Origin of the sequence: Paenibacillus sp. FSL R7-0179 (assembly GCF_038002265.1) — a bacterium.
Lineage (GTDB): Bacteria > Bacillota > Bacilli > Paenibacillales > Paenibacillaceae > Paenibacillus_AQ.
In genome coordinates, this window is record NZ_JBBOCC010000001.1 from 701251 (window position 1) to 719463 (window position 18213).

14 protein-coding genes are annotated in these 18213 nt (G+C 51.2%); 9 read left to right on the plus strand and 5 right to left on the minus strand.

Annotated elements, in window-relative coordinates; all coding sequences use genetic code 11:
• The first annotated feature begins 55 nt into the window (after nt 1-55).
• The gene (locus MKX63_RS02940) at nt 56-1957 is read left to right on the plus strand and encodes a sensor histidine kinase (RefSeq protein WP_341015163.1); all 1902 of its coding nucleotides are present in this window, start codon (nt 56-58) and stop codon (nt 1955-1957) included.
• Complete coding sequence (locus MKX63_RS02945; protein ID WP_341015164.1) at nt 1932-3548, plus strand: response regulator; 1617 nt, start codon at nt 1932-1934, stop codon at nt 3546-3548. The genes MKX63_RS02940 and MKX63_RS02945 overlap by 26 nt, the downstream gene beginning before the upstream one ends.
• 12 nt (nt 3549-3560) lie before the next feature.
• Here the strand turns inward: MKX63_RS02945 and MKX63_RS02950 are convergent, their stop codons facing one another.
• Together MKX63_RS02950 and MKX63_RS02955 are read right to left on the minus strand one after the other, a co-directional pair.
• Nucleotides 3561-4289, minus strand: a complete 729-nt coding sequence (locus MKX63_RS02950; RefSeq protein WP_341015165.1) for a protein-glutamine gamma-glutamyltransferase — start codon at nt 4287-4289, stop codon at nt 3561-3563.
• A 123-nt stretch (nt 4290-4412) separates the two neighbouring features.
• Nucleotides 4413-6113, minus strand: a complete 1701-nt coding sequence (locus MKX63_RS02955) for a DUF4127 family protein (RefSeq protein ID WP_341015167.1) — start codon at nt 6111-6113, stop codon at nt 4413-4415.
• Nucleotides 6114-6373: 260 nt separating this feature from the next.
• On the opposite strand from MKX63_RS02955, the gene MKX63_RS02960 reads away from it, so the two are divergent.
• Both MKX63_RS02960 and MKX63_RS02965 read left to right on the plus strand, forming a co-directional pair.
• Nucleotides 6374-6748 carry a sigma-70 family RNA polymerase sigma factor gene (locus MKX63_RS02960; protein WP_341015168.1) on the plus strand — a complete coding sequence of 125 codons (375 nt, stop codon included), beginning with the start codon at nt 6374-6376 and terminating at the stop codon, nt 6746-6748.
• A 186-nt stretch (nt 6749-6934) separates the two neighbouring features.
• A complete protein-coding gene (locus tag MKX63_RS02965; protein WP_341015170.1) occupies nt 6935-7531 on the plus strand; it encodes a lysozyme in 597 nt (198 codons plus the stop codon).
• Between the two features lie 181 nt (nt 7532-7712).
• Here the strand turns inward: MKX63_RS02965 and MKX63_RS02970 are convergent, their stop codons facing one another.
• Nucleotides 7713-8318, minus strand: coding sequence for a hypothetical protein (locus tag MKX63_RS02970; protein ID WP_341015172.1), 606 nt, complete (start codon nt 8316-8318; stop codon nt 7713-7715).
• A gap of 289 nt (nt 8319-8607) precedes the next feature.
• Here MKX63_RS02970 and MKX63_RS02975 point away from each other — a divergent pair, with 289 nt between their 5' ends.
• Nucleotides 8608-9006, plus strand: coding sequence for a GNAT family N-acetyltransferase (locus tag MKX63_RS02975; RefSeq protein ID WP_341015173.1), 399 nt, complete (start codon nt 8608-8610; stop codon nt 9004-9006).
• Here MKX63_RS02975 and MKX63_RS02980 read toward each other — a convergent pair whose 3' ends face one another.
• Together MKX63_RS02980 and ald are read right to left on the minus strand one after the other, a co-directional pair.
• On the minus strand, nt 9007-10284 hold the full coding sequence (locus MKX63_RS02980; RefSeq protein WP_341015176.1) for a PucR family transcriptional regulator: 1278 nt from the start codon (nt 10282-10284) through the stop codon (nt 9007-9009). It lies immediately after the preceding gene.
• A gap of 613 nt (nt 10285-10897) precedes the next feature.
• Nucleotides 10898-12031, minus strand: a complete 1134-nt coding sequence (gene ald, locus MKX63_RS02985; protein ID WP_341015177.1) for an alanine dehydrogenase — start codon at nt 12029-12031, stop codon at nt 10898-10900.
• 312 nt (nt 12032-12343) lie between these two features.
• Between ald and MKX63_RS02990 the strand changes: the two genes are divergently transcribed.
• The 4 genes from MKX63_RS02990 to MKX63_RS03005 all read left to right on the plus strand — a co-directional run bounded on the left by MKX63_RS02990 (nt 12344) and on the right by MKX63_RS03005 (nt 18209).
• Nucleotides 12344-13663 (plus strand): ABC transporter substrate-binding protein, encoded by a 1320-nt coding sequence (locus MKX63_RS02990; protein ID WP_341015178.1) that lies wholly within the window; start codon nt 12344-12346, stop codon nt 13661-13663.
• An 835-nt stretch (nt 13664-14498) separates the two neighbouring features.
• Entirely contained in the window at nt 14499-16271 is a 1773-nt protein-coding gene (locus MKX63_RS02995; RefSeq protein ID WP_341015180.1) for a sensor histidine kinase, read from the plus strand.
• Nucleotides 16272-16298: 27 nt separating this feature from the next.
• Nucleotides 16299-17090 (plus strand): response regulator, encoded by a 792-nt coding sequence (locus tag MKX63_RS03000; RefSeq protein WP_341015181.1) that lies wholly within the window; start codon nt 16299-16301, stop codon nt 17088-17090.
• Nucleotides 17091-17327: 237 nt separating this feature from the next.
• Nucleotides 17328-18209, plus strand: coding sequence for a carbohydrate ABC transporter permease (locus MKX63_RS03005; protein ID WP_341015183.1), 882 nt, complete (start codon nt 17328-17330; stop codon nt 18207-18209).
• Nucleotides 18210-18213: the final 4 nt, after the last annotated feature.

The following is an 18213-nucleotide window of genomic DNA, read 5'->3' on the forward strand; positions in this document are numbered from 1 at the left end:
TGACTTCACGCGTTTTACAATGTATACCAATTATTACCCCGGAAGGAGGACTCCGATGAAGAAATATTACGATTCGTTGTCGAAGGCACTCTTCCTCTACAATTTCAGCATCCGCAGCCGCCTGATTCTCTACTTCCTCTTCCTCGTTCTTCTCCCGACTACGATCATCTCGGTCACCATCTATAACAAATCTGCCGGGATCATTACCCGGAATATGAATACATCGATTGAGAATAACTTCAATCTGGTTCAGGATAATCTGTCCCAGCGGTTCGAAGCCGCCAATCAAGCCATGACTGCGCTGTACCTGAATTCTGAATTCGCGGACCTCATCTCCTCCAACCGGCCAGCAGACAGCACCGGAATCATTAATGAGCTGGCCTCCCTTAGCAAAATCCTTGAGGATTTCCCAGCAAACGGGACCTCCGGCAACAGCTTCGTCCCTATGCTCTATATGCTGAACCGGCCGGAATATACCCAATATAACTTCTCACGCCGTGTATTCAATATTGATCTTATCACCTTGAAGCCCTGGTATTTAAGCATTCCGGCCAAAGCCGATTTTGCCGTGGTCGGACTTAGCTCGCTGGATTCCCGGTTCACCCTCAAATTCGCGAAGCGCCTGTTCGGTATCCGGCATGCACAACTGCCCTATGTCGGACTGCTCACCCTGGATATTCCGGCGGCCGAATTCGGCACGCTCCTGGAGCATTATAAGCCCACGCCCGGCAGTAAGGTCTATATCGCAGACAAGTCCGGAACCATCGCCATCAGCCCCGAGCCGTCGCTGATCGGCCAGAATATCGCCGCCCAGGATTATTACAGCAAGCTTAGCCTGACTACAGACGTTACTGACCACACTGACCACACAGGTAACCCGCTCCCTCCAGACCACCCGTCCGCTCTGCATTCCTTCCGCCACTCCATCGGCAGCGAGGAGATGCTCGTCTCGTACACAACCCTGGAGAACACCGGCTGGACCATCCTGTCCTTCTCGCCTGTCCGCGAGCTTAACGGGGAGCTGATCTCCTTCCGCCGGGTGATGTACGCCGTAATTGTCATCTGCATGCTCGTCTCCTTCCTGATGGCGCTGCTGCTGTCCGAGAATATCTCCGCACCCATCCGCAAATTCATCCAGTCGATGTCGCATGCCGAGAGCGGGAACTTCAATATCCCCATCCGTTACCGGCGCAAGGACGAATTCTCCTATTTATTCAACCGCTACAACAAGCTGCTCCAGCAGATTAAAGCGCTGATCGACAAGCTCTACGTCACCGAGCTGCGCAAAAAGGAAGCCGAGCTGCAAATGCTCCAGGCCCAGATCAATCCGCATTTTCTCTACAACACCCTGGACTCCATTAACTGGATTGCCATTAACCACGATATTCCCGAGATCAGCAGCATGGTCACCTCGCTCTCGGATTTCTTCCGGTACAGCCTGAGTAAGGGCCGCAATATCATCCCGCTCCGCGATGAGCTGCGGCAGGTCGAGAGCTATCTGCAGATTCAGCAGTTCCGCTTCCAGGACCGGCTTCACTATGAGCTGGAGGAGACGGACCAGCCGCTGGCAGAGGAATGTCTGGTGGTGAAGCTTAGTCTCCAGCCGCTGGTGGAGAATGCTCTGATTCACGGGATTCAGCAGCGGCGGGGCACAGGCACGATCCGCATCCGGGTAGAGCAGACACAGGAGCTGCTTAGCATCTCCGTGTTCGACGATGGCATAGGCGCAGATCCCGCGCGGCTGAACCAATTGCTGGCAGACCCGCAGCCGGGCAACCAGTCTTATGGCATCCGCAATGTGCATATGCGGATCCGGCAGTTTTTTGGAGAGTCCTATGGCATCCGTTACTACGACAATACCGAAGACGGCTGCGGTCTGCTGGTTGTCATCCGGTTCCCGGTGGTCACTACTTGGAATGAGGTGAACGAAGATGTTAACGATGATCGTAGCGGATGACGAGCCGTTTATCCGCAGCAGTCTGATCCGTGTGTTCGATTGGCAGGAAGAGTTCGGGATTGAGATTATCGGGGAAGCCTCGGACGGACTGGAAGCCTACGAATTATGCCTGAAGCTCCGGCCGGACATCCTGTTCACCGACATTATGATGCCGCTAATGGGGGGACTTGAGGTAGCAGAGAAGCTGCGGGAAGCAGGCTGCGCCACCCGGATTATTATTATCAGCGGCGCCCAGGACTTCTCCTACGCCCGGGAGGCGCTGAAGGTCAATGCAGAGGGATATATTCTGAAGCCTGTCAAGCTGCCCGAGATCCGCAGTGTCTTCCGTCAGGCGGTGGCGAAGCTGACAGAGCAGCGCGAGCAGCAGCTGGATATGGAGCAGCTTAAGCAGCAGCTTCAAGACAATATGCCGCTGCTGCGGGAGAAATTCCTCCAGAATCTGATCGCCGGCCTCTACCGCAGGGAGAAGGAGATCTGGCAGAAGATACAGTATTTCTCCCTGCCCTTCCAGCAAGGGACGCCTCTCAGCGTATGTGTACTCCAGCTGGATGAATACCGGAGCGCGGTGGACAAATACTCGGAGGAGCACAAGCAGCTGCTTTATTTTTCCATCCAGAATATCATTCAGGAGAGCCTGGACAGCCACCCCTGCGCCATCAGCTTCGTGGCCAGCGAGAACGAGTTCATCCTGGTGTTCTGCACCCCGCAGACGCCTCCGTCCCACTCCATCTCCGGGACCTGCGGGCAGATTATCGCCAACATTCAGAAGTATCTGCGGCTGGACGCCTCCGTCGGCATCGGGCGGGCTTGTCCGCTGGCGGGCCAGCTTGAGGATTCCTATAAGGATGCGCTGGCTGCGCTGGTGTACAAATTCTATACCGGTCCCGCCTCCGTCCTCTACATCAAGGATATCCAGCCCGACACGGAGAAGCTGCAGAGCACCTTTATCTATAAACTCCAGGCCCGGCTGATGAATGAATTGAAGGCAGGACATACGGACACTGTCACCCGGCTGATGGAGCAGCTCTTTGACGGGCTGGCCGGGCCCAAGCATAGAATTGAATATGTGCAGAGCCTCTGCGCGGAGATGATTTTCACCTCCGCCAGAGCTCTGTATGAGATTGATGAGGATATCGGTCAGGTGCTGAGCGACCGGATTAGCATCATGGATAAGCTATATCAGCAGACCACGATTACCGGCCTTAAGGCGTATATGCTGTCGCTCCTGCATGATTTAAGCGCTTATGTGGCAGGCAAGAATACCTCCAGGAACAGCCGGATCGTCAGCAGCATCCGTACTATCGTTCAGGAGGGATACGCCTCGGAGCTGTCCGTGTCCAGGATTGCCGAGGAGGTGTTTCTGACACCTAACTACATCAGCTTGCTGTTCAAGAAGGAGACCGGCGGAACCATTACCGACTATATCACCCAGATCCGCATAGGCAAAGCGAAGGAGCTGCTGCTGACCACGGACCTGAAGGTCATGGAGATCTCGGAGCGGGTTGGCTATGAGAATCCCCATTATTTTAGCACAGTATTCAAAAAAACCACCGGCCTGCATCCGCTCAAATTCCGTTCGTCCAAGGGTTAAACTGCCTCTGCTCTAGCGGATAATATAAGATTTCGTACCTATTCTGGAAAAGATGGACGTTTTTGCATTCACTTTGGCGGAGACCGGCAGGTTCAGGCGCGCGTTGCCCAGTGAAGCAATATAGGCAAAGTCCGGATGAAGCCCTTCATCCGCCAGATAGGCCGGAGTCCGGCTGCCCGGCACCCGCTCCCTGTTAAGCGAGGTTATCATCTGCGTGGCATTCTTAATCCCGAGTCCATGTCCGTAGTAACTGTCTCTGGACAACATAATCGCGTTCTCCCCCTGCCATTCCGGCTTAGCCGGATCATGGTCGGGATTCTTGAAATAGACCACATCGCCCGGCTGCAGCTCATTCCGGTTGAACGTGGTAATCAGCTTCAGATTGCTGTCATAGTTCCAATCCCACAGGTACAGACCGGTGAAATACCGGTTGAAGGCTGCCTCCCCAATCATGTTGATGGTCGCTTTATAGAGAATCATCACCATCGCCATAGCACATTCGAAGGCATACAGCTGTCCATTGACAAAAATATCATTAATCGCCGCCGAAGGAGTGACATTTGAATTCAGCTCAAATCCGCCGCCTCCTGTACGGGTCCAATACCTCGGATTGCAGTGGGAATTCTCGAAGGTTGAGAAATCTGTACCCCCTACATTCATTGCCCGGGCTGCCGCAATAATCTCCCCCCGCATTCTGCTCTCAAATGCCGGATCTGCCGGAGCCGCGTATCCATACCCCATTCTGCTTCCCCCTTTCGTCTTCTTGCCATGAAATATAGGTTATTGTACGTGTCGGGCCTCCTATTGGTGCGTAAACAGCCCCCCGTAATCTATCCACGGAGAGCTGCCGGTCAAAAACACCTATTATTCTAACGTGACATGAGGATTCAAAGTAATTTCAAAGGCGCGGCCCCAGATATAATCGGGGTCATCGTACGGAAGGGCAGCACTGGTATATTCCGAGAAGACCCAATCGCCCCCGTTAATCTGCCGGATACTGCGCGCTGGTTCAGCACTGCCAATCAGGAAGGCGCTCTCCCCAACAAGCGCAGCCGTGTGTGTCTGCATCCGCTCTCTCAGCAGAGCCTGAAGATGAGCGTAGTCCTCCGGGCTGTTGAACAACAACATATTCTGATCTGTAAATGTTGCAGCATTCTCATAGAGCGAATGGGCTCTGGAGTACGTCCGGATTTCGCCAATCGCCAGTCTTTTGTAGAAATAGTCCTTCAGGAAGCGCTTGAACAGCAGTGAGCCGTGAGCGTTAACCGCAAGCTCCAGCGCAGCCGCATCGGTCTCTGTAACGACATAAGCATATCGGGCCTGGGCCATGCCCAGTGCGAGGCCGATTTTGTTCCCCGGCGTGTTCCAGCCACTATATCCTAATAGCGAGCCAGTATGCCTGCTGCCCAGCAGAGTCTCAGTTATACCAGCATCTGCTGCACCTGCGCCGACACAGTCAATCACTAACGACGGGACGGCGCGGGAATCGTTATATTCAATCCGGTTAACCGCAGCCAGCGCCTGATCTGCAGCGGTAATCGCGATAATCTCCACCTCACGGGCATCGCCTACCGCCACTCCCCCCACAATATCCAGATGACGCAAAATGTTCTGGTGCACATCCATATATTCATACGGACTCGTAAGGGTAGAGCCATGAGGTCCGAAATATTCAACGGTGTACCTGGTGGTAGCCCCGTTCCGGTAGAGCTGATTCGCCATCCGCGCCAGCAAGGCCTGTCCCAGTCCGTCTGCATCCGGGAGAATGACGGCCCGGTCCGGATTTTGACCCTGGGTCCCGCCCAGCCATTCATTAATGCCTGCCTCCATATAGTGAATCTCGTTAATCTGCACGCCCTGAGTGTTAGCATCATCCACACCGACTGCAAGGAAATCAATAGAGCCCTCCTGCGCCAGCACCTCCAGAATATAGCGGTTCGTCTTGAATTTATGCGCTCTGGTATTGTAATACTGCTCTTTATCAAAAGTAGCCGTACTGCCATAGTCGCCGGTCGGGGACAGGTTATATCCGCTGAGAATATCGCCATACTGCGTGAAGCTTCTGCGCGGCTGAAGCATGAAATTACGGGACTCCGTATACGCCGCGAGGTCCACTCCTCCCGCAAAAGAGGTAGTCGCCAGCCTCATAATCGTGTCCATTACATACACCGGCTTGTCCGGATAAGCTTGTTTCACTTCACGGATGACGTCCAGCAAGTCTGTAATTGCTGCATCGTAAGCGGGATAAGCGCCCCCTGCATCCGTACGCAGACGGCGGCTGCCAATCAGTCCCCCATAGGCCAGCATGTCCGCCGACAGGATGAAGCCGTCTACAGAAGCGGCGTGCTCCAGAATAAATTGCCGGATCCTGGCTGTGTCTCCATAAGCCGGTGAACCTGTGGCCAACAGGGTTGTGCCCGATGCTGTCTTTTGCGAATCCAGGCGGTTCTTAAGGTCCGTTACATCCGGTGTGATCACATGAATCCCGGCCGACTTCCCTAGCACAATCACATCATCCAGATTCACAGGCCGGTCATCCAGCGGTACATATAGTACATTCTTCATTTCTATCACACTCCTCTAGTTAGCAGGGTAGGCTCAGAACAGATGCCCTCACTATATAAGGTGATTTACACAGATGGATTACAACCAGAACGATAATTTTTTTTGCCGTGGTTCGTAAAAGGGAATTTACATTGACTCTAGTATTTAGAGTGATAAAATATAGGAACATTTGTTCTTATTATTTGGGAAATAGTTGTAAAAAAGAAATCTAATCTCTCTTTATAGTGTAGGAAGGAACTCTTCAAAAGGAGGGGCAGACAATGAAACCGGATGATAGTTTAAATCGCCGTTTTATTTCGTACATGGCCAATCTTATTTATTACAACTCCATTAATTATGACAAAAAAAGAAGAATGAAGGACACTCGATTTCCTCTAACACTAGACAACGATGACAATATGGAATCTGTCCTATTAACTATTTATGATCCAGATGTTATACATGCAAATCTCAGAGATCACATCACAGACTATGCACTTTTTCAAGCTTATGAGACCCTTTCATCCCGACAACAAGAGATTCTATCACTAGCCTATGTCCACAACCTTAAGGACGAGGAAATAGCCAAAAAATTAGGTTACACCCAACAAAATATCTCCAAACACCGATTAAAAGCTTTATGTCAAAATGATTGAGGTTATACAAACTTTTGATATTAGTGAATTGAAATAAAATTAGGAGCGTGGTTGTAAATAAAGAGACTTATTTCTCTTTTTTTAATGTGAAGACAATACGGCATTGCAGAAAACTTGGGAATGGTGCTCTGGCTTTGATTCCTCCCTATTGTTCTTCTACTAAAAATAATTTCAGGAGTGATTACTATGGCAAATCTTGGCGCTGGCGGAGCAGACCTTATCAAATCGCATGAGGGATTTTCTTTGAAATTTTATGGAGATCCTGTTGGGTATCCAACAGTTGGATGGGGACATCTGATAACAGATACTAAAAAATACACTAAAAATACAACCGGTAATCCAAAGGATTCTCTTCTAACCCAAGCAGAAGCTGATGCTCTATCAAGTTCTTTAAATCTAGGTTATGCTTCACCAATTTCTCAGTCTAAGGCAAATACTTTTTTTACTGAGGATACTGCAAAGGCTGTTTCGGCAGTAAATAAATTGTCACTTCCTAACGGCCATACACTTTCACAAAATCAGTTTGGTGCCCTTGTTTCACTCACTTTTAATGGAGGTCCTGGGGTGCTAACAACTCCAGATGTAAGAGCCATGCTTGCCTATAAGCAAATCTATCCAACTTTTATTGGCCCACGTACAACAAACGAAATTGATAATTGTTCAAAATTGGTCAGTAAAGCATTCTCATATGATAAAAATTTACAAAGACGAAGAAATGAAGAAGCCACTTTATTTTGTAAAGGCTCTGGTTATACTCACAAATATCCAGTATATACTCTGTAGTTCAATCGTTTTAAGACATAAACAGGAAAGAGGCTGTCCCAAAAGTAAATATTCTATAGGTGGAAACAAGACTTATAGCTTCTTCAAAGCTTAACATGTAAAAAAGGAGCGTTTCTCCGTTATTGGAGGACCGCTCCTTTGCGTTACTAGTCGTTCGCTACTTGGTTCAGCAAACATTGCATTAATCCGAGACTTTTTTAAGCTCAAAAATAGTTGCCTCTGATAACAAGATAAGTCTATCACTATTAACAGCAAAAAAATTTAAGCCAGAAGGTATGCCAAGTTTTGTATGAGGATCACTTACATCTATTACTTTTACTACATCCTTTATATTTAAGTCTGGAATATCTATTTTGTAGAATCTATAAAAAGAGTCAGAGTTAGTACATGTCGTTGTAATTTCGTATAATGGATTTTTTAGTTCAGTTTGATATTTCGTGTATTTTTTAAGTCCTTTTGATGAAAAAAAATCTTTTTCGATGATAATTTTATCTCCAATGAATTTTTGCCCTGTGGGATATTCGGAAGCATCGTTGTATGAATTTGCAAACCCTAGAAGTTTCTCAACTTTCCAAGTTCCATAGAAATTTTGTGCGGTTTCAATATCCAAGCTTATACGGTCTACAGTACAATCTCCAGAACGATCTGTAATCTGTTCCGGCTGTGTTGTTACTTGTTTACTGGGAGAATCGTCTGCACCTTGTGTAACTGTTGCAGGCTTATCTGACCCACATCCTGAAAGCAAAATGGCACTCAATAACATCAATAATCCTAGCTCTTTTTTCAATATTCTAATCTCCTTTCCCTTACCTAGCAGAAATTATATCAGAGCGAACTGCCAGAGGAATGACGTAATAATAACATTATTTACTTATAAAGTTAAATTTATGTCAACGTTCCTGTATCGGGCTCTCGCTTCCTCTGGGGCAAGAAAGTCCTTTCAACATAAAGAACCCACCCATTAGAAAGGCAGGCTCTATATACTCTTGATCATAAACGATGCAAGAGTATCCTTTATCCATTTTTGCTCATTTATAGATTAGAATAATAAAAATGAATGTAAAAGGAGAGTCATTATGGCATTAGAATTTAAGGTCAATGAAAAACTGCTCCCTGAACAAATGGCCGAGGTGTTTAGATTATCGGGGCTAAAGCGCCCTCACAGCGATCTAGAACGTATGGGCAAAATGATTGATCAAGCCGACATCTTAATTAGCTGCTGGGATGGCGGACGGGTAGTCGGAGTAGCACGGGCCATTACGGACTATTGTTACTGCTGTTACCTCTCAGACTTGGCCGTCATCAAGGAGTATCAGAAGCAAAATATAGGCAAAGACCTGGTAAAACTTCTTCAGCAGACCTTAGGAGATCAAGTAGCCATCGTGCTTTTATCTTCTGAGGAGGCCTTAACGTTCTATCCTCAAATCGGCTTTGAAGCAGCTACCAACGCGTTTCGGATCGCCCGCAAACATTAGCTACTCTCTGGACCCGGCAGCCTCCTGGAACCATAGATTCACCTGCGCTGTTTCCTCGGTTAAAAGATCCAGGTAGATGGAGGTGCGGTAATCGGTCTCCTTGAGGCTCCGGCCTGTAATCTCGGCGATCCGGTTGAGGCGGTACATTAAGGTATTGGTATGAATATGCAGAAAAGCGGCCGCTTCCTTCAAATTTCCGTTCAGCGACAGATATACGGCGAGGGTCTTCAAGAAATCGCTCTTATGCTCACGGTCATGCTCCTTCAGCGGATAGAGCAGCAGACTCCGGCGGGGGCGGCTCCGTTTCTGCTCCAGTATAGCCGGAAGATACGCCCAGAACCCGATCTCTTCATAGAGCAGCAGCTCACGGGTATGGTAAGGCAGCAGCTTTTTCAGCTCCAAAATCCGCACCGCTTCACGGTACGCTTCAGCGGCCGAGGTATATTCGCGATACTCCGGACTGCAGCCTGCCGTAAACTTGCCGCCCTCGCTCTGGCCCAGCTCACCTAGCAGCTTGTGCAGGAACGAAGACAGACGCCCCGTCCCTTCCACCGGAAACATAAAGGAGAACAGAATAATCAGCCGGTTCTGCTCGGCAGTCTGAAAGAGCAGTCGCTGCCCGGTATAGGTATCCATCACCCTGCGGAATTTCTGCAAAAAATGCTCATCCACCGGCCTGCTGCTCTCCAGCACCCCGATATAATAACGCTCCGGCAGCAGGATCGCCCCCGCTTCTGCCTCTTGGCGGATTCGCGGCTCACTCTCATAATGCGAGGTCAGCAGCTTCCAAAAGAAATCCTCGAACGTCTTCTCCTGCTTCGTCTTCCAGCCGCGCTGCTTCAGCAGATAACGTCCGGCAATCCCGGCAGCCTTCTCCACGATACGCTCCGCATGACCTTCGGTAAGATTGCCACCGTCCACTACCCAGATATAGCCGAGAATCTCCTGCTGGTGCCGGATGCACATAGCAAGTCTGGGACCCAGACCAACCTCCATCACGGCGGGGATACGGATCGGATGGCCGGTATTCTCCAGATTGTGCATCACACCTTTTTTGCGAAGGCCAATAATCACGGTATTCGGTACTCTTTTGCCGATAATGGTCGAGATTCGCGCCGGATCGCTCTCAAACTGATGGGAGCTGTAGCCAATCACATGATGATTGCTGTCCTCAATCGTAACCTGAGCCTGAAGCGATTCACTAAGGGTATCCGCCAGGGATTCCATGCTGTCAAAAAAACGGTCAAATGCTGGCTCTGCTTCTGTCAATGTTCCCACCCCAACCCCAAAGAATAGCCGAAGCTTATATAAGTGATTACATTATATTACAGCGCTTGGCAGTTGCCTATAGGGGGATAAAAGAAATGTGGAGGAAACCTGACATCCGATGAAGAATTTGCGTCAAACACAAAATAGTGTGCAGCGATAGCTTACATGGATGGTGTATCCGGCATACATGTCTTCGCACCAGCAGTTCGCTTACATCCAGCCCGTACACCCTCGCACGTGCCCATTGTGATCGGTTTTCCGATTACATCCGGACCGCTCACCCCCAACGTGTCCATTGTAATCGGTTTTCCGATTACATTCCGCCCACTCACCCCCAACGTGTCCATTGTAATCGGTTTTCCGATTACATTCGGACCGCTCACCCCCAACGTGTCCATTGTGATCGGTTTTCCGATTACATTCGGACCGCTCCCCCTCGCACGTGCCCATTGTAATCGGTTTTCCGATTACATCCGGACCGCTCACCCCCAACGCGTCCATTGTAATCGGTTTTCCGATTACATTCGGCCTACTCCGCACAAAAAGCCCGGTGATTGCTCACCGGACTCCGTCTCTGTCTATTGCACTGCCACTCTACTCTAGCCGACTTCCTCTCTATAAGTTAGATCAGCGTGAACTCCTGCTCTACAGCGGCTTCAACCGTGAAATACTCTTCCCCAAGAGCTTCGGCTACGGCCTGGCAGGTGATTTTGCCGTTGGCCACGTTGACGCCGCTCTTCAGACCGGCATTGTCTTCGATGGCCTGGAATACGCCTTTGCCTGCAATTTGCAGGGCATATGGAACGGTGACGTTGGTTAGGGCAATGGTCGAGGTTTTGGCGACTGCGCCCGGCATATTGGCGACCGAATAGTGCAGGACCCCATGCTTCTCGAATACAGGGTTGTCGTGCGTGGTCACCCGGTCAATCGTCTCCACAATCCCGCCCTGGTCAATCGCCACATCGACAATGACGGAGCCCGGCTTCATCGTCTGCACCATCGCTTCCGTTACGAGCTTAGGCGCCTTCGCGCCTGGAATCAGCACTGCCCCTACCAGCAGATCGGCCTCAGCAACGGCCTTAGCAATGTTGTACGGATTGGAGATCAGGGTACTGATCTGGGCACCGAAAATATCGTCGAGCTGACGAAGCCGGTCTGCGCTCAAATCGATAATGGTCACCTCGGCACCAAGTCCGATGGCCATCTTGGCTGCATTGGTGCCGACCACACCGCCGCCGATAATGCTGACCTTGCCGCGGCTTACGCCGGGAACACCGGAGAGCAGGATACCCTGTCCGCCGTAGTTTTTTTGCAGGAATTGCGCACCAAGCTGTACGGCCATACGTCCGGCTACCTCGCTCATCGGGGTGAGCAGCGGCAAGGTACGTCCATCTACTACGGTCTCATAGCCGATGGCGAACACGCCTTTATCCTTCAGGGCGGCAGCAAGGGCCGGCTCTGGAGCCAGATGCAGGTACGTGAAGAGAATCAGACCCGGACGGAAGTAACCATACTCACTGCTCAGCGGTTCTTTCACCTTCATTACCATTTCAGCAGCAGCCCATACTGCGGCAGCTTCTGCAACCAATTCCGCACCAGCGGCGCCATACTCTTCATCAAGGAATCCGCTGCCCGCACCCGCTCCGGCCTCAACAAGCACCTTATGACCTTCTGCAGTTAGGCTTACCACACCCGCAGGGGTAATCGCTACACGGTTTTCGTTGTTTTTGATTTCTTTCGGTACGCCAATAATCATCTTTCATCGCTCCTGTCAGGTTAGAGTTCTCTTATGTAAAGAATCATAACATATGATTTCCAGCAGCATTTTGGGTAAAAAGAAAAACATGATCTGACATGATTGTGTTTTTACACAATGGGCTTAAGATGCCACAGCGGCTGCTTCGGAATAGAACGTTTCCCTGCACTATCACCGCCCTTGCCCTAATCCGGGGAGAGAATGTAAAGTTATGTTCCATATTCTACTGTTTTTTGTTCCTTCTGACGCTTCTGGCCATCTGCTATTCTTGAGTTGCAAGCTTATACAGTACACACAGGGAGGTTGTCGCTTTTGAATAAGAGCCGTGTTATTGCCGGAATCACTTCACTCGTTCTGATCATGGGCCTGGCCACAGGCTGCGGGAACAGCAGCAATTCATCTTCAGCGCACAATGGAAGCTCTGCTACAGGTAAGAATACACCGGTTACGCTCAAAATGTGGGGCGGTGTCCCGCCGGAATCCGGTCCGCAGCAGGTGGTGGACAACTGGAACAAGGAGCATCCCGATATTCAGGTGGAATATGTACGCTATGTTAATGATGATGACGGCAATCTGAAGCTGGACACGGCGATGATTACCGGCCAGGATGTGGATTTGTTCGTGAACTATACGATCTCCCATGCCGCCAAGCGGGTGGAATCCGGTCTGGCCCTGGACCTCAGCGGCTACACCGATTACAACATTGAAGAGAAGATGGGCGCGGACACCGCGAGCTGGAAAATTGACGGAAAATTCTACGGCGTTCCGACGACCAAAAGCCCGTTCTTCATCGCCCTGAATAAAGACGCCCTGGACAAGGCCGGTCTGCCGGTTCCGAAGGAATGGACCTGGGATGAGCTGCGCGAGTATGCGAAGAAGCTGAAGAGCGGCAATTCGTACGGTTTTATTCAAAATATGGAGCCCTTCGTGGACCCCATCGACTCCGTGCTCTCCCAGGAGGGCTACACCAAGCAGGACGGCACCTCCAATCTGGATCATCCGCTGGTCAGACAATGGCTGGAGACGCTGAACGGGATGATGCAGGACGATAAGACCACGCCACCGCTCGGCGAGCAATTAACTTCCAAGATGCCGGTGGAGCAGGTCTTCCTCAGCGGAGAGGTGCCAATGCTCAATATCGGAGCTTGGCTGCTGCGCAGCTCCAATAACTTCACCGACTTCCCGCGTGATTTCAAAATTGCCTTCGCCCCGGTACCCAGGCTCACTGAATCCGCCAGTGATTACGTGACCCGCGGGGGCCTCGGCGATTACATCTCCATTAACGCCAAGTCCAAGAAGCAGGAAGCGGCCTGGGAGTTCCTGAAGTGGTATTCCGATGGCGGCATGTCCCCGATGGCAGCAGGCGGAAGACTCCCGGCCTCCAAGGATGCCAGGCAGGAGGATGCACTCAAGAGCCTCATCGGCGACAAAAGTGACTCCTACGATCTGGACTCCCTGATGTACGTCATGTTCGACAATAAGACGCCAACCTACGTCCGCAGCCTTCCGCAAGAGGTAATGGACCTGCGCTCACAGGAGTACGAGAAATATTTCCTCGGCTCACAGTCGCTAGATCAGACTGTGCAGGCCATGGCAGCGCGGCATAACGAGTATCTGAAGCAGAAGAAGTAGCGGATTAAGTGCAGACAGCTGAGACAGCGGAAATAGCGAAGTTAGTGAAGACAGCGGAGTTAGCGAAGATAGTGGCATTAGCGAAGCCATAGAGGAATGCAGTTTGCTTGCGGACTGGGATGCGCTTATTTGGCTGAATCGCGTTAATTTGGAGGCTATGCGGACTCAGATGCGCTTAACTACCATTTTCCCTCTCAATTTCGGTTACCTGGAGGATATAGCGGCCTCTGAGTCCGCCCACCGGCATAAAGCTGATTATTTCGCCAGATAAGAGCACCTGAGTCCGTCAGTCCGTCAGTCCGTCGGTCCATCGTCCGTCAGTCCATCGTCCGTCAGTCCTTCGTTCCACAAACATAGGCGGTTCATGCGCCCGGTAACCCTAATTACCACGCACACTGGAAGATCGTTTATAATCTGGGAGGAGGGACCATCTTCGCAAAGGAGGGATGAAATGCTCAAAAGCTTCAAACCCTTTGACAGGACAATCATTATAGGCGGATTAGTATCGGCGGGGGGCTTTCTCCTGGCTGGCGTGTTTCTTCTGCTTACGCTGAAGTACAACATCATTCGTTTAAACTGACATCTTCTCCCCCAGCAGACTCCAAGAGGTCCCTTGACAAGGCGGGGCGGATAACTATCCGCTCCGTCTTTCTCCTGCCGCTGTCAAGCCCCCCGAATAGAACAAATCTATGCATTTTCGCCACCCTCCCGTGTCCGCTGGAACAAAACCATGCAATTTGAAATATCGCCAATCCGGCGGAGCGATTATGCTATAATCTAGCATATCAACCGGCCCGGACCGGGCAGGTTCAGTCAGGCTTGGAGGTGCTTCCCTGTGTCACAGCTGCTGCGCGTGCTGATTCCCCAGAAGTTGAAATACCGGCTGTTCACCGCATTCGTGTGCCTGATTCTGCTGCCGTTCGGCACACTGAATATTTATAACTATCAGCGTATTGAGACGCTGATCCAGAAGAAAATCAGCCAGCAGAGCCACTATCAGCTGGAGCAGATGTACCGCACGCTGGAGGACCAGATCAGCATCGCCTTCAAAACGCTGCTGTTCCTGAAGCAGGATGACACCGTGAAGTCCGTGCTGGTCCATCCTGAGCAGCGGAATGAGCTGGAGAATAAGCGGCTGATGGAGAATATTTTCAAGAACCTGAACAACAGCTTCTTCCTGTATAATCCTTCGGTCTACTTCATGATTCTGGACTTATCTGAAAGCGCATACACCTCATACCCGCCCAAGGATCCACTGGTCTATGCCAAGCTGCGGGCCAATCCGGGGTTCGACCGGGGGCAGATGGATAACAACTCCTATCACTGGGTGCCCAATGATGCCAACTACGTGCTGCGGGATGTTTCTACCAGCGCCTATCTTCTCTCCTTATATGCCTATCTGGAGGATGCCGGAAATAAGCCGTATGGCATGGCCCGGATCAGCATTGATTATACGTACTGGCTGCGCTCCATCCACAAGCAGTCCGACCTGGAGCAGCAGTATTTCCTGATTACCCGTTCGGGCGAGGATATCTCCCAGTCGGTTCCGGGCAGCCAGTTGTCTGACAAGGTGAAGGCAGGCTTCACCGGGCAGCCGGGACAGCAATATTTTATCGACAAAGAATCGAACGCCCTGATTAACTATATCTATGTGGAGTCGCTGGACTGGTACATCGTCAACCGGATTCCGCTGTCAGTGCTGTTTGCGGAGATCGAGGGGCTGAAGCAGCAGTACTTCGTGACGTTCCTGGTGCTGACTAGCATCTTCCTGATGATGACCTTCGTGATTGCTACGACCATAACGCGGCCCTTGTCCCATCTGCAGAACAAGATGAAGGCGGCGGTGCAGAAGAACCTGAAGATCCGCCTGCCGGAGCACAAATTCAGCGGCGAGATCCTGGAGCTGACCCGGACCTTCAATACGATGCTGGACGATACCAACCTGCTGATCCAGAAGCTGAAGGCGGAGGAGCGGCAGAAGGAGGCGGTGCATTTTCAGATGCTGCTGGCCCAGACAAATCCCCACTTCCTGCTGAACACGCTGAATACGATCAAATGGATCGCCATCCGCGAGCATAACGAGGACATTACGAACATGACCCTGTCGCTCGGCAAGCTGCTGGAGGCCAGTCTGAATACCGATAAGGATCTGATCCATCTCAAAGATGAAATCGAGCTTGTAGAGGCCTATGTCCATATTCAGCAGGTCCGCTACGCCCACAAATTCGACTGTACCTTCACGTATGACGAGGACATTCTGTATGCTCTGGTGCCGAAGCTCAGCCTCCAGCCTCTGGTCGAGAACGCCATTATCCATGGAATCAGCAGGCTGCCCGGCCATGGCCTCATTGAGCTGAACGTCCGCCGCGAAGAGCACAGGCTGCTTGTCGAGATCCGGGACAACGGCGTAGGCATGGAGCAGGGCGGGGGGCCCAAGGCTCCGCGCAAGCGTCCGGGCATCGGACTGAGTAACATTCAGGAGCGACTGCGGCTGCTGTTCCGGGAAGAGGGACAGCTTGAGGTGCTCTCATCCAGTGAAGGTGTTACTGTACGCTTGACGCTGCCGCTGCTCCTGTCCACACCTTACGGCAACGAACATCCGGCTTGAGGCGCATAACTAAGGGAGGGATTACACATGTGGAAGGTACTGCTCGTGGAAGATGAGGTATTCGTTCGGGAAAGTGTGCGCGAGATTATCGCCTGGGAGGAGCTTGGCTTCACGGTCAGCGGGGAAGCGGGCAACGGGGCTGAGGCGCTGGAGATGATCCGCGAAGATGCGCCCGATCTGGTGATTTCGGATATCGTCATGCCGGAGATGGATGGCGTCGAGCTGCTGCGCAGAACCCGTGAGGAAGGGTTCGATTCCCGCTTCGTCATGCTGACCTGCATGAATGACTTCGAGAACGTGCGGCAGGCCATGGAATACGGGGCGTCCAATTATATTCTGAAGCTGTCGATGAGTGTGAATTCACTCCGGGACACACTGCGCAAGATCAGCGGCGAGCTGGAGAAGAACCGCAAGGTAGAGCCGGACAGCACTCAGGAGCCTACCCCGCCCCCGCCGGCCCATGAGGAGATTACGAGCCACCCGGAGATCCAGAAGATTCTTCATTATCTGCATGAACACTACGCTGAGGATATTACCGTGAAGTCGATGTCCCAGTATGTGATGATGGCCGAGAATTACGTCAGCACCCTGTTCAAAAAGAAAACCGGCCACACCCTCATCCACTATCTGCACCGTGTACGGGTAGATCAGGCGATCCGGCTCCTGACCGGCTCCGACCTGCCGGTCTATGAGATCGGCAATCGGGTCGGCTTCGTGAGCGATAACTACTTCATCAAGATTTTCAAGCGCCTGACCGCGCAGACGCCCAGCCAGTACCGGCATCAACAGCGGGAGAAGCCGGATAGCTTAAGCCTGTAGCCTGTTTCTTATCGGATAACGATCATTGTGTCACTCCAGCGGCATTCCTCTCGGGAATGCCGCTTTTTTCTTGCTGCCGGAACGCCAATAGAACATAACTAAGACCGAAGTGCCTGCTGCCGCTTGTGTAATTGTATATTTCTGTGCCATGAAGTGGGTGGTTTTGTTCCTTAACCCTCACGGGAACGCTTGCTATGCTTGTAATGTACTTACAAGACCAGAAGGAGTGGGGCTATTGTGAAAGCAACCTGGATGCGACGCCAGCAGCTGCTGGGCTATCTGTTTATCGGGCCCAATATGATTGGCGTGATACTGTTTTTTATCATACCGGCTATGTATTCGTTCTATCTCATGTTTACAGATTACAAGTTTATGAGTCCCCATACCAAGTTCATCGGGCTGGCCAATATCCGGCGGATGCTGGGGGATGAGGTCTTCTATATTGCCATCAAGAACACGCTGCTGTTCCTGCTCTCTGTTCCTGTATCGATTGGGCTGGCGTTCCTGGTGGCTGTCATTCTGAACCGTTCTGTCTATCTCAAAAAGCTGCTGCGCGCCTTGTACTTCATGCCCTACATTACCAGCGGCGTAGCCGTAGCCTTCGTGTGGATGCTGCTGTTCCACCCGAATAACGGGCCGATTAATGGTATTCTACGCTCTATGGGCATCGCTAACCCTCCCGGTTGGCTGTCCACAATGGATACGTCCATGTATGCGATTGATATCATCTGGATCTGGTTCATGCTCGGCTATAACATGATTATCTATCTCGCCGCTTTGCAGGAGGTGTCCGGGGAGCTGCTGGAGGCAGCCACCATCGACGGTGCCCACACGTGGCAGACGGTCCGCAGCATTCTGTGGCCGCTGGTGAGTCCTACTACTTTTCTGCTGCTGATTACCGGTCTGATCATGTCGATTAAGCAGTTCGGCATCATCCAGGCGATTACGCAAGGCGGTCCCGGGAACAGCACCACCGTATTATCCCTGTTCATTTATCAGAATGCCTTCCGCTATTACGAGATGGGCTATGCATCAGCGGTCTCCTGGGCCCTGTTCCTGATCATTCTGATCTTCACCGTCGTTCAATGGCTGGGCCAGAAACGCTGGGTTCACTACTAAGGAG

Bases quoted from the DNA above. Each gene is read 5' to 3' on its own strand.
- ald (WP_341015177.1), bottom strand. From the start codon at position 12,031: ATGATTATTGGCGTACCGAAAGAAATCAAAAACAACGAAAACCGTGTA.
- MKX63_RS02960 (WP_341015168.1), top strand. From the start codon at position 6,374: ATGAAACCGGATGATAGTTTAAATCGCCGTTTTATTTCGTACATGGCC.
- MKX63_RS02965 (WP_341015170.1), top strand. From the start codon at position 6,935: ATGGCAAATCTTGGCGCTGGCGGAGCAGACCTTATCAAATCGCATGAG.
- MKX63_RS02975 (WP_341015173.1), top strand. From the start codon at position 8,608: ATGGCATTAGAATTTAAGGTCAATGAAAAACTGCTCCCTGAACAAATG.
- MKX63_RS02940 (WP_341015163.1), top strand. From the start codon at position 56: ATGAAGAAATATTACGATTCGTTGTCGAAGGCACTCTTCCTCTACAAT.
- MKX63_RS03000 (WP_341015181.1), top strand. From the start codon at position 16,299: ATGTGGAAGGTACTGCTCGTGGAAGATGAGGTATTCGTTCGGGAAAGT.
- MKX63_RS02945 (WP_341015164.1), top strand. From the start codon at position 1,932: ATGTTAACGATGATCGTAGCGGATGACGAGCCGTTTATCCGCAGCAGT.
- MKX63_RS02955 (WP_341015167.1), bottom strand. From the start codon at position 6,113: ATGAAGAATGTACTATATGTACCGCTGGATGACCGGCCTGTGAATCTG.
- MKX63_RS02950 (WP_341015165.1), bottom strand. From the start codon at position 4,289: ATGGGGTATGGATACGCGGCTCCGGCAGATCCGGCATTTGAGAGCAGA.